Genomic DNA, 13636 nt, shown 5'->3' with positions numbered 1-13636 from the left:
AAAAATATAGGACTTATAAATATCTTTAATATTTATAAGTCCTATATTTAAATATAAATTAAATATTACTTAAGTAACTTAATTATTTATTCCATATCTTTTCATTTTGTTATATAGAGCATTTCTACTAATTCCAAGAGCATTAGAAGCTTTGGTTATATTTCCATCAAATACACACAGAGCTTTTTCTATAGCTTCTTTTTCTAAAATTATTAATGGTTTAACTGAATCTTCATCATAATTTTCAGATGAATTTGATGTACTAATTTTAATAGGATTACCTAAATTATCAGTTTTAAGACAGTGACATTCATCAAAATTAATTTCATAAGAAGTAGAACCATTTAGATTTACTATATTTTCAACACAATTTTCAAGCTCTCTTATATTACCAGGCCAACAATAAGAAATCATTTTTTTATAAAGTTTTTGACTTATATGAGGAATTTCTTTGTGCAATTTTTGACTTTTTATATTTAAAAAATAATCTATTAAAATAGGAACATCTCCTAATCTATCTTTTAAAGGGGGAAGGTGAAGTGGCATTACATTTAACCTATAATACAAATCTTCTCTAAAAGTCCCTTTTTTAATTTCTTCTTTTAAAACTTTATTTGTAGCAGCTATAATTCTTACGTTTATAGGTATTTGAGTCTTTCCGCCTATTCTTGTTACTACTCCTTCTTGAATAACTCTAAGAAGTGTTACTTGCATCTCTATTGGCATTTCACATATTTCATCTAGAAATATAGTTCCACCATCTGCTAATTCAAATTTTCCAGGTTTCCCACCTTTTTTAGATCCTGTAAAGGAGGCTTCTTCATAACCAAAAAGTTCGCTTTCTATTAAAGTTTTAGGAATAGCTCCACAGTTTAATGCGACAAAAGGACCATTTGAAACATTGCTAGCATTGTGAATTGATTGAGCAAGCAATTCTTTACCACAACCACTTTCACCAGTAATAAGTACAGTTGATGGACTTTTTGCGATAAGTTTAGCATCTTCTAAAACCTTTTTTAACTGTGAACTTTCACCTATTATATCATTAAATGTGTAGGCAGCTTCTTGGTTAGAATATTTGTTTACTGTATTTATTATTTCTTTTAAGTCTTTTAGAATTAAGAGCCAACCCATAAAGATATCTTTATTATATATAGGATAAATGTCAAGGTTATATTTATTACCATTTAAAGAAGTTACAAGCACATCTTTTTTATTATCCTTTTTTGAAAAGAAATTATCAATAAGTGCACTTAATTGAGGGAAAAATGAAAATATATCAATAGTTTCAACTGACTTACAGTTACTGTGTAAAAAAGACTTAGCTTTTTTGTTAATGAAATCTATTTTTTTTTCTGGTGATATAAAAATTAATCCAAGTGGAGTGTGATTTGTTATGCTCTCTAATAAAAATAGTTTTTCAAAATTTATATTCATAGTAATATACTCCTTTTTTATAAATTTACTATTTGAGATTAATTTTAACACATTAACTTAAAAGATAAAATTAAAAAATGTTTGATAAAAATATGGCAAATAATAAATTAAATGGAATATTAAAAGTGACAAAAATGATGACAATGCTCATAAAAGATACAAAAATATGAGCAAAATGATTACTCGTTTGCGTATGGAAAGCAGTTTTAAAAAATAAAAAATTAACAAATTCAATGTATTGAGTGCTAATGATAAATTTGGCATGATAATTGCTATAAGAATTATAGTTGAAAGTTTAAAAAGTGAAATTTATAACAAAGAAGAAAGGAATGTAATTATGGAAGTAAACAAAAGAAAATTTCAAAAAGGTCTTATGTTTGGTATTTTAGTTGGTCTTGCTTGGGGTCTTGATGGAGTATTAATGGGTAGAGTAGGTATGGATAAAATATTTACAGACAAAGTTTTCGCTTTAGCACAAGGTGTTTCAGAAATAAGTTTTGAGTTTTCACCATTAGTAACTGCATTCTTCCACGAAAGTTTTTGTTTCGTTTGGGTTGCATTGGTATTAATATTTGGAAAGCAATTTAAACATGTATTCTATTTACTATTTAAAACTAAAAAAGGTAAAGCAGCAGCTATAGCAGCTTTAGTTGGTTCACCAATAGGTATGAGTGCTTACTTATTAGGAATTAAATATGCTACAGCACCATATGCATCAAGTATTTCAGTTATTTATCCTGGAGTAGGAGCAATATTATCTTATTTCATACTTAAAGAAAAATTATCATTAAGAGCAGTAATAGGTATAGCAGTTAGTTTATTAGGATCATTCATGTTAGGATTTAATCCATCAGGTAATGTACCACCAACATTCTTTAAAGGTATATTATTTGCAGTAATAGCTGTATTAGGATGGGCTTTAGAAGGTGTTATCATAGGATTTGCTATGAAGCATATAAAAGGTGAAGATCATATACAAGCATCACCTCAACAGTTCTTATGTTTAAGATATTTTATTTCAATGGTTTCATATGCAGTGATAGTTTTACCATTAATAGGTGGATATCCACTAGCTGGTCAAATAATTTCAAGAGGATTAGTATTTAAATATGCTGGAATCGCTATATTAGGGGCTATAACTTATCTTTCATGGTATAAAGCTGTTGATTTAATAGGAGCAGCAATGGGTACTGCATTAAACAGTACCGCAGCATTATGGACAATAATATTCAGTGCATTATTATTTGGAGATAAAATAACTCCATCATTAGCAATATGGGGAATAGTAATAGTCTTAGGTGTATTCATATTCGCAATAGATCCAAAGACATTTAGAAAAAAAGAGTAATTATAAAAAATAAATATGATAAGTAATTTGTAATCAATAAGGGTGTAGAAGGTTAGTTTTTATTAAAATTCTACCCCTTGATTAATATATAGAGATTGAAGAATTTTTAACAAAACATCATAAGATGAGAGTTAGTACGATATAGGAGGAATGGCAATGTTAAAAAAAGAAATCGTGGCTAATATGGAAAAGATAGTTGAAAATTGTATGGGTGAAGAGGTAGCAGCTTGTGTTGCAACTTGTCCTATGCATACTGACGTTAAAGAATATGTTAGATTAATAAAAGAAGAAAAAGGTAAAGAAGCTATAAAAGTTATAAGGGAGAAACTATTCATACCAGGAACTCTAGGAAGAATATGTGCACATCCATGTGAAAAGCAATGTAAATGGAATGAAGGAAAAAGCCCTATGGCAATAGCTTCATTAAAAAGATATGCAGCAGATAACTTTGACAAAGAAGAGGATTGGGATCTTTCAATAAAAGAGAGTAATGGTAAGAAAGTTGCCGTTATAGGTGCTGGTCCTTCAGGATTACAAGCAGCTTTGGATTTAAGAAAAGAAGGATGCGAAGTTACTGTATTTGAAAAACTACCTGTTAGAGGCGGTATGATGAGAGTAGGTATTCCTGCTTACAGATTACCAAGAACAGTATTAGAGCATGAAATAAGCTACTTAGATAAGTTAGGTGTTAACTTTAAATTAAATTGTGAAATCGGAAAAGATAAAGAGTTTAGTGATATAGTTAATGAATTTGATAGTGTAGTTGTTGCTGTTGGTAAACATCAAGGAAGGGTCGATAGAAGTTTAGAAAATTTCGATGCTGAAGGTATATTTAGTGCAGCTTCATATTTAAAAGAAGCATCTTTAACTGGAAATGTAGAAAATGCTGGCAAAGTAGTATTAGTAGTAGGTGGCGGAGATGTTGCTATGGACTGTGCTAGAACTTCATTAAGAATAAATGGTGTTGAGAAAGTTTATTCAATATGCTTAGAAGACAGCTTTGATAACATGGCATCATCAAACCATGAAATAGGAGACGCTATAGCAGAAGGAATAAAATTTAATCATGCTCAAGCTATAAAAAATATACATATAGATGAAAATGGAAGAGTTTCAGGAGTAACATTAAAAAAATGTCTTTCAATGTTCGATGATAATGGAAGATTTGCTCCAAAATTTGATGATGAAGCTACAAGTGAAATAGAAGTAGATACGATAGTATTTGCTATAGGTCAAGGTGTTGAAGGAGGATTTGCTAAAGATATATTAGTTCAAAGACCAAACACTACATTTGAATGTAATAAAGAAACATTACAATCATCTTCAAATGAGAAAGTATTCTTAGCAGGAGATGCTTCAGGTGAATCAGTAATAGTTATCCAAGCTATGGCTACTGGTAGAAGAGCTGCTCAATCTGTTATAAGATTCTTAAATGGACAAAGTTTAACAGAAGGAAGAGAGTTAAAAGATACTTGGACTTATGAAACTAAGTTACAAATGCCAACTGATTGGGCAACAATAACTGGTAAGAGAGAAGATATGGAAGAGTTAAATCCAGTAGAAAGAATTAAATCATTTGATGAAGTTGCTTTAGGGTATACTAAAGAAGAAGCTACAAGAGAAGCGGATAGATGTAGACAATGTCAATGTAAGCTTTGTATGAAAGAATGTATAATGCTTAATGACTACACAGATTGTCCAAAAGCTTTATTTAGAGAGTATTTAGAAAAAGGCTATGAGAATATGGATGATATGATAGCATATTCATGTAATGAATGTAACCAATGTACATTAAAATGTCCAAAAGAGTTAGATTTAAAAGTGAACTTTAGAGCTATAAAAGAAGCATTTTCTGAAGAAAATGGTGGAATAACACCATTAGAATCATTAAAGGTAAGTGATGACGCTCAAGAAAAAGAGTGCTCAGAAGAATACTGTACAACAGTTGAAGCTACTTCAGTTGACAAAGTAAAAGAAGAGAAAAAAGCTAAGAAGAAAACTAAATATGTATTTGTACCAGGATGTACAGTACCAGCTTATACTCCAGATGGCGTAGAAAATGTTTTAAGACATTTAAAAGATTCTTTAGGAGAAGAAAATGTTGGGGCATTACTTCAATGTTGTGGTAAAGTAACTTACTTAATTGGTGAAGAAGAAAGATATGAAGAAAGAAATAAAAAAGCTGTAGATATATTAGATGAAATGGGAGCAGAAGTTATAATAACTGTTTGTCCATCATGTTACAAAGTTTTCAGCGAGACAGCTAAGAATCAAAGAGTTATAGCTTACTGGGATTTAATGAAAGATTTAATAGGAATTCCAGCAGAGGCTAAAGGAGTAGGATTAGGTTCAGATGTTATATTTAACATACATGATTCATGTGTAACTAGAGATGTAACTTCACATCATGAAAGTGTAAGATGGATTTTAGATGAGTTAGGATACAATTGGGAAGAAGTCGAAAGAAATGGTAAAAACACTAGATGCTGTGGTGTTGGTGGAATGGTATGTAGCTCAAATCCAGAGTTATACGAGAGAGTATACACTAGAAGAGCTAATGACTTTAATCAAGATAATATAGTAACTTACTGTGGTTCATGTAGAGGAACTATGCAAGCTGCTGGTAAAGATTCAATTCATATTTTAGATCTTATATTTGGAAGAAAATATACTAAAGATCAAGCAAAGGTAAGAGGATATAAAACAGAAGAAGAAATGTGGGCTAACAGATTAGAAACTAAAGAAAGATTAAATAAATTTAAAAAATAATTTTTTAGAATATTATTGGTGATTTAAATATTAAAAACACATAAATAGTTTTATGGCTATTTATGTGTTTTTTTATTCTTTTTATTAGATATTTCATTATTCTTTTGCAAGGCGTAGCACTTCTTCATAGATTTGGATCATTACCATTTAGAAACGGGATTTTGGAAAGTATAGTTAGAACTTGTAGGATACCTTGAGAAAGATAAATATTCTTCTCTTATTATACTATCAATAACATAAAAGCCACTTTGAGGAAAAGAATAAACAAGATGTTCTTTGCAAAGAGTGTCATATGCTTAAAAAATATTTTATAATTAAAATCATGCCATTTTTTTTATCAAATTCTGATAATAAATCGTATAATTTTACAAAAGTGTTGATATATGACTAAAATGGTGATAATATGTTAAATATATAAATTTAATAGGCAAATTTAGGGAAACCTAAAGACGCAAAGCTATAGGGACTAAGGTTTATAATTATGTCAGCCAGTTGCCAAAGAGTACATTATACTTTTTGTTTTTTAATTATTAGTATTAGTACATTCATTAAATATTTAGTGATATGAAAAATACTTATTAATAAGTAGAATATTAAAGTTACTCTAAAAGAGTAACTTTTTTTAATGTATTTCTGACGGTAGTAAAAATCAGGGGGTAAAGATGAATAAAAGGAAAATAGCTGCTTTAATAGCATCAGTAGTAATTATTAATTTTTCAGCACCATCAGTAGAGGTTTTAGCTGATGAAGTATCAAAAAAGGTAACTGCAATAGTAGAAACTAAATCTACTAAAGCAACTATAAGTAAATTTGAACTGTTAAATAACAGTAATATAGGTTCTTATGATAATGTTTTCAAAATGGATAACTCTAATATTGAATCTATAACAAACAATGGTGGTAGGTATAGTAATTCAACTATTGATAAATCTATAGATGGAAATTTTAGTACGCATTGGGAAACAGGAAATCCAAATAATTCTGAATTTACAAATGAAGTAGTATTTAAATTAAAGGAAGAGACAACTTTAAACAGAATAGTATATGCAGCAAGGCAGTCATCAGCTAAAGGTAAAGGTTTTGCTAAGGAGTTAGAAATTTACGGATCACTTACTGATGATGGTGATGATTTTAGATTAGTATGCAGTGGCGAGTATACAGGGTCTACTGGAGATACGGTAGAAATTAAATTCAATAATACAAAATTTAAAAGAATAAAGTTTAAGTTTACAAAAGCTAATGAAAATTAGGCTTCAGCGTCAGAATTTATGTTTTATAAAGAAGATAAAATAAGTGATAAAATGAAGAACTTATTTACTGATGAAACAATGAGTAAAGTTAGTGCAGAATTTAATAGTATAGAAAAGATAAATGCTTTAGATGCGGAAGTGAAAAATCATCCGTTATATAACATGTTTAAAGAAGATATAGAAAATGCAAAGTTAATTGTAGAAAATAATAAGGTTACTTATACTGATGCAAAAGTATCTAAATTTAAAGATATGAATAGTGAGGTACTTCCTAAGTATGATGCTATTTATAAAGTGCCAAAGAGTAAAGTAAAATCAATAACTACAAATGGTGGTCAATATGCAAGTGAAGCTATAACTAAGGCAATGGATGGAGATATAAATACAAAATGGCATTCTGGAAAGCAAAATAGTGAAGGCTTTACTAATGAAGTAATAATAGAGTTAAATGAATTAACAAAATTAAATAGAGTAGTATATACTGCACCTCGCGGAACTAATAGAGGGTTTGCAGAACAATTTGATATTTATGCATCAAGAACTACTAAAGGTGATACTTTTGAATTAGTATCAAGTGGATCATCAAAAGTAACACAAGATTCTATAGAAATTAGATTTAATCCTACAGAATTTAGGAGAGTTAAGTTTGTATTCAAAAAAAGTTATGAAGACTGGGCTTGTGTAGCAGAATTTGGTCTATATACTCAAGATAAAGTAGCAGAAAAAATGGATAGATTATTTACAGATAGTACAATGGGCACTGTAAGTGAAGAATTTAATACTATTGAAAAAATAAAAGCATTAGAAGAGGAAGCAAAAAAGCATCCATTTTATGAAGACTACAAAGAAGATATAGAGAATGCTATCACAATACTAAATAGTAGTGAAATAATTTATAATGATGCTAAAATAAAGAGTTTTAATGTAGATGCTGAGACACTTAAAAAATATGAAAATCTGTTCAAAGTACCTTCTGATAAAATAAATAAAATAAGTAATAATGGTGGTCGTTATTCTAACTTAGTTATTGAGAATGCAATAGATGGTGATATAAATACAAGATGGCATACAGGCAAGCAAAATACAGATACTTTCAAAAATGAAGTAATTATAGAACTTAAAGAAATTATAAAGCTTAATAGAATAATGTTTAAAGCTTCTTTAGGAACAAATAGAGGATTTCCTGAAAAGTTTGAAATATATGCATCAAATACATCTAAGGGAGATAATTTTAAATTAGTATCAAAGGGTGCAACTAGTGCAACACAAGATACATTAGAATTTAAATTTCACCCAACTGAATTTAAAAGAGTCAAATTTGTGTATGCAAAGGGATATGAAGATTGGGCAACTGCTGCTGAGATATCTCTATATAAAGAAGATGAATTAAATGATAAAGTACACAACCTGTTTGAAGACACTTTAATGACTAAAGTATCTGATGAATATAACACAATAGAAAAGTTAGATGGTCTAGCAAAAGAAGTTAAAGGGCATCCATTAGAAGATGAACTTATAACTATTATAAATTTAGCTAAGAAAATCGTAAATGAGCCAGGAAAAGCAGAAGCATCTGTTTGGGAACTAGAAAGTAGAGGGAATTCTATTAAAGAATCTCAAAAGAGAAAGGTATGGAACTTCCAAGACTGGCAACCAACAGGATATGCTGCAAAATCAGGAGAAGTAATAAATGTTTATGTTGATGTGGAAGATGGAAAGCCAACACCGCAATTAGTATTTAAGCAAATGGATAGCCAACATAATGGACAAGTTATTATAAATTTAAATAAAGGTAGAAATGTAATAACAGTACCTGAATTACCAACTGGAGAGTTAAGACCAGAAACTTCAAAAGCAGGAGTATTTTATACAAATAATCCATACACACCTGAAGAACAAGGAAGAAAACCTAAGATCAGAATAGAAGGAGCAAGAACATACCCTAATTATATAAAAGGTGTTAACACTGATGAAGAAGTTATGAAAGATCTTGAAAATTATGTAGAACTATTAAATGAAGATCCGAATCTTCCAGATGTATTTGATGTATTTAGTGATAAAACATTAGTAAATGTGAAGGCAACGTATGCTCTAGACTGGTTTAAGAAAAATAATAAATTACCAAGTGAAACTGCAAATAAAAGTGATGAAGTAATTAAAGAAACTATGAAATTCTGGGGATTTGATGGCTCTAGTGAGGTTAATTCTGACTTTAATTTTAGGTATATAACTATGGTTAAATGGTTAGATAATGGAGGCTTTATGAATGCTGGAAATGGAATAACAGGTTTCAATAAAGCTGAGCAAGGTGCAGTATTAGATGTAAATACAGGCTGGGGATTAATGCACGAAATGGGCCACAACTTTGATACTAATAATAGAAGTATAGGAGAAGTAACAAATAATATACTTCCGCTTCATTTCGAAAGAATAAAAGGTGAAACATCTAGGATAACTAAACAAAATTTATGGGAAAAAAATATATTACCAAAGGTAGCTCTAGAAGATTATTCTAATAATGAGTATTATCCTGAAAGTGATATAACTTTATTATCTCATATAGCTCCATTATGGCAGTTACAACTATATGATGAAACATTCTGGCCAAAATTCGAACAAGAATTTAGAAGTAAAAATATAGGTGGAGGAGACTGGGATAACAAGCATAATGCATGGGTTAAAGTAGCATCAGATGTATTAAAATTAGATTTATCTGAACATTTTGCAAGACATGGAATGGATGTGTGGGAAGAAACTAAAGAATATACATCTAAGTATCCTAAACCATCTAAGAAATTATGGTATGCAAATGATAGAATGTATTTAAATAAAGGTGGAGTATTTACAGATGATGTTAAATATGAAGCAAATGCAAAAATAGTAAATAACAATGAGGTAGTGCTTAATTTTTCAATAGATGAAGCAAATAAAAATAATGTTATAGGTTATGAAATATTTAGAGATGGTGAAACAATAGGATTTACATCAACAAATAGTTTTACTGATAGAAAAGCTACTTTAGGTAAAAACCATAATTATACAGTAGTAGCTTATGATAATGAGTTAAATGCTAGTAAGCCTTATGATTTAAATTTACATGCTCCAACTATTAATGTAGAATCAAATGTTATTTTAGCTCTTAATGAAAGCTTTAATCCATTAGATTATGTAAAAGCTTATAATTATGAAGGAAATGATATAAGTAATAAAATCAAAATAGTTAAAAATGATGTTAATACATCAAAAAAAGGTTCGTATGATGTAACTTATCAAGTAATTGATGAAGGTGATACAAAGACAAAAAAACTTAAAGTCCAAGTTGTAAGTGAGTATGATTATTTATCAGATTTTGAATGGAATTCTGCTGAAACTCAATGGGGATCTCCAAGAAGAAATACCAATATTAAAGGTAGAGTAAATGGAGAAGTAAAAGAATTTGAAAAAGGATTTGGTATACATGCAAATGGTAAAATCATATATTCATTAGAAGGTAAAGAATATGATAGATTTGTAGCACAAGTTGGTGTAGATGTAGGAATACCAGCACAAAATAACTCTAGTATAACATTCAATATTATAGGTGATGGTAAAACTTTAGCATCAACTTCAGTTTTAAAGCATGTTGATAACTTAGTTGGAATAGATGTTCCAGTTTCAGGAGTTAAGGAGTTAATAATAGAAGTAACTGATTCTGGAAATGGAAATACTTCAGACCATGGAATAATAGTTAATCCTAAATTAACTACAAATAATGCAAAACCTAGAATAACTGCTAAGGATAAGATTTATAAAATTGGTGAGACTGTAGATTTTAAAGAAGGGGTTAGTGCAAGGGATGCAGAAGATGGAGATTTAACTTCTAATATAGAAATAATATCAAATTCATATAAAGAGGGTAAAATAGGAAGATTTGAAGTTGTATATAAGGTAACTGACAGTGATAATAATACAGTAGAAAAGAAAGCTTATATTACAGTATATGAAGATTTTTCAGTTGTTAAATCAAAATATGGACAATTTGATAATCTAAATGAGTACAATGAACAATTTAAAATACCAATAGTTTCAGTAACTAATAATGGTGGAAGATACTTCAATAGCTTTATAGAATATGCTATAGATAATAATCGTAATACTCATTGGGAAACTGGGAAGCCAAATAGTAGTTCATTTAAAAATGAAGTTATATTTGATTTAGGAGAAACAACTGAAATAAGTAGAATGGCTTTTGCAGCCAGAAATGGTGGAAAAGGATTTGCTAAGAAGTTTGAAATATATATTTCTACAGAAGCAGAAGGTGATGATTTTATACTAGCAGGTAAAGGTCAGTATAATGGAAATGTTAATGATGTTGTTGAATTTAATATATCTAAAACAAATGCAAGAAGAGTTAAATTCAAATTTATAGAAGCTAACCAAGATTGGGCAAGTATAGGGGAAATGGCATTCTATAGAGAAGACACTTTAGCAGATAAGGTAAATAATGATTTATTTACTGATAGCACTAAAACTGAAGTTAGTGAAAATTATAATACTTTAGAAAAAGTACAAGCTCTAAGAGAAGAGGTTAAAGAACATCCAGCAGCTAAGTTATTTGAAGAAGATTTAAAGAAAGCTGAAGAAATTATAATAGCTAAGTTCCCAACATTAAGCTTAGAAAAAGTATCATATGTTAAGTTAAATAGTGACTTTAATGTAATGTTAGGCGTTAGTGCTAATGACCAAGAAGATGGTGATATAACTAAAAAGATTATAGTTGATAAAGGTAATTTTACTGTAAATAAAACAGGAAAATACACTATAACATATAGAGTAACTGATAGTGATGGAAATGAAATAGCAGAAAAAAGAACTATTATTGTTTACAGTGATTCTAGATATATAAGTGATTTAGATTGGGAGTCAGCAAGAACTGATTATGGAGAAGTAAGAAAAGATCTAGCATCAACTGGAGCTAAGATTAAACTTAGTGTAAATGGTGAAGAAAAGATATTTGATAAAGGTATTGGTACTCATGCAAATGCTGAAATAGTATATAACTTAGAAGGTGAAAATTATGAGTATTTTGAAAGCTATGTAGGTGTAGATAGAAATATCGAAAAACAAAATAACTCAAGTATTATATTTAAAGTACTTGCGGATGGTAAGGAAGTATATAATAGTGGCCTTATGAAGTGGGCTGATGATGCTAAATTTGTAAGAGTTCCATTAAAAGGAGTTAATGAATTAAAGCTTGTTATAGATAATGGTGGTAATGGAAATGCATACGATCATGGAGATTTTGCAGATGCTAAATTCTTAATAACAAACGCTAAGCCAAATCTAACTATACCAGAATCAGTATCAACTAAAGTTGGACAACAAATAGACTTAAAGCAAGAATATAGCGCAATAGATGCAGAGGATGGGGATATAACTTCAAAGGTTGAAGTAACTGGTAAAGTAAACTTTAATAAAACAGGAAAGTACAAAATGACTTATAAAGTTATAGATAGTGATGGTAATGAAGTAATCAAAACTAGAACTATATCAGTAGTTGATATGAAGGATTACAGATACTTAACAGATTATGATTGGAAGTCTGCAAATTCAGGATGGAAAACTGTTAATAAAGATAAATCTGTTGATAATAATAAATTAACTTTAACAGGTGAAGAAGGGCAAGCTATTTCTTATGAGAGAGGAATAGGTACTCATGCTACTTCTACAATAGTATATGATTTAAGTGATAAAGACTATGCGTACTTTAGCTCATATGTTGGTGTGGATAGAGAAATGCACGGAAGTGTTGGATCAATAAGCTTTGAAGTATATATAGATGGTGAAAAGAAGTTTGATAGTGGAATAATGAACTCTAGAGATCCTCAAAAATATGTGGAAGTTGATATAAATGGAGCTAAAGAATTAAAACTTGTAGTAAAAGATGGTGGAAACGGAAATGGATCAGATCATGCTACATGGGGAGATGCTAAACTTCATTTTGCAAATGATATAAAGGGAAATTATGAAGAATTAGAATCATTAGTAAAAGAAGCTAAGAATTATGAAAAAGATAAGTATACTGAAGAATCATTTAAGGTATTAGAAGAAGCTTTAAATAAAGCAGAAGTTATGCTAGAAGATAAAATAAGTAATCAAGATGAGATAGATTCCATGATTAGAGAACTAAATAAAGCAATAACCAATTTAGAAAATAGGGTAGATTTAAATGAAGTTATAACTATAAAAGATAAATCCCTTAAAGATGTTATAAAGAAAGAGCTTAACCTATCAAGTGATAATATAACTATCGGTGATATGTATAAATTAACAAAGCTATCAGCTTCAAATAAGTGGATTTCAAGTTTAGAAGGATTAGAATATGCTAAAAACTTAGAATCATTAGATATATCATATAATGAGATAAAAGATTTATCACCACTTAAGGAGCTTAAAAAGTTAACTAATTTAAATGCAAACCTTCAAATAATAACAGAGGGTATGCTTTATGTAAAAGATAATAAAATAACTTTAGATTATAAAGTATTAAACAGAAATGGTGAGAAATTAAAACCAAAAGAAATAGTTATAAAAAGTAATAGAAGTGATGAAGCTATGGATTTATCTTTAGATGAATTAGTAGATGAAAATGGAGTTATTTCTTTTGATATTTCAAACTTTGATAAATATCTTCATAGTATATATTTAATATATGAAGATGAAAAAGATAATTTCTTAACTCAATCACTATATATGTTTGATGTAAGATAACAAATATATAATCCTCCTTATAGATTATATAATTTTAATCTAAGGAGGATTTTATTTGGAATTTTTTATGGATAAAAAGCGT

5 protein-coding genes and 1 riboswitch are annotated in these 13636 nt (G+C 29.0%); of the genes, 4 read left to right on the top strand and 1 reads right to left on the bottom strand.

The window, feature by feature from the left end; translation table 11 throughout:
• Nucleotides 1-78: 78 nt before the first annotated feature.
• A complete protein-coding gene (locus tag ACZ5TJ_RS12165) occupies nucleotides 79-1437 on the bottom strand; it encodes a sigma-54 interaction domain-containing protein (protein ID WP_242852407.1) in 1359 nt (452 codons plus the stop codon).
• Between the two features lie 262 nt (nucleotides 1438-1699).
• Here ACZ5TJ_RS12165 and ACZ5TJ_RS12160 point away from each other — a divergent pair, with 262 nt between their 5' ends.
• The 4 genes from ACZ5TJ_RS12160 to ACZ5TJ_RS12145 all read left to right on the top strand — a co-directional run bounded on the left by ACZ5TJ_RS12160 (nucleotide 1700) and on the right by ACZ5TJ_RS12145 (nucleotide 13554).
• Entirely contained in the window at nucleotides 1700-2785 is a 1086-nt protein-coding gene (locus ACZ5TJ_RS12160; protein WP_242852408.1) for a DMT family transporter, read from the top strand.
• Between the two features lie 156 nt (nucleotides 2786-2941).
• On the top strand, nucleotides 2942-5554 hold the full coding sequence (locus tag ACZ5TJ_RS12155) for an FAD-dependent oxidoreductase (protein ID WP_055207858.1): 2613 nt from the start codon (nucleotides 2942-2944) through the stop codon (nucleotides 5552-5554).
• Nucleotides 5555-5970: 416 nt separating this feature from the next.
• Nucleotides 5971-6054, top strand: a riboswitch (cyclic di-GMP riboswitch).
• 162 nt (nucleotides 6055-6216) lie between these two features.
• On the top strand, nucleotides 6217-6804 hold the full coding sequence (locus ACZ5TJ_RS12150) for a discoidin domain-containing protein (protein WP_464200054.1): 588 nt from the start codon (nucleotides 6217-6219) through the stop codon (nucleotides 6802-6804).
• Nucleotides 6805-6855: 51 nt separating this feature from the next.
• On the top strand, nucleotides 6856-13554 hold the full coding sequence (locus tag ACZ5TJ_RS12145; protein WP_464200052.1) for an NPCBM/NEW2 domain-containing protein: 6699 nt from the start codon (nucleotides 6856-6858) through the stop codon (nucleotides 13552-13554).
• Nucleotides 13555-13636 lie beyond the last annotated feature (82 nt).

The organism is Clostridium budayi (genome assembly GCF_055396605.1).
This window is presented reverse-complemented; position numbering and strand designations above follow the sequence as displayed.

Excerpts from the sequence above, each read along its gene's own strand:
- ACZ5TJ_RS12165 (WP_242852407.1), bottom strand. The coding sequence starts at position 1,437 with ATGAATATAAATTTTGAAAAACTATTTTTATTAGAGAGCATAACAAAT.
- ACZ5TJ_RS12160 (WP_242852408.1), top strand. The coding sequence starts at position 1,700 with ATGATAATTGCTATAAGAATTATAGTTGAAAGTTTAAAAAGTGAAATT.
- ACZ5TJ_RS12155 (WP_055207858.1), top strand. The coding sequence starts at position 2,942 with ATGTTAAAAAAAGAAATCGTGGCTAATATGGAAAAGATAGTTGAAAAT.
- ACZ5TJ_RS12150 (WP_464200054.1), top strand. The coding sequence starts at position 6,217 with ATGAATAAAAGGAAAATAGCTGCTTTAATAGCATCAGTAGTAATTATT.
- ACZ5TJ_RS12145 (WP_464200052.1), top strand. The coding sequence starts at position 6,856 with ATGAAGAACTTATTTACTGATGAAACAATGAGTAAAGTTAGTGCAGAA.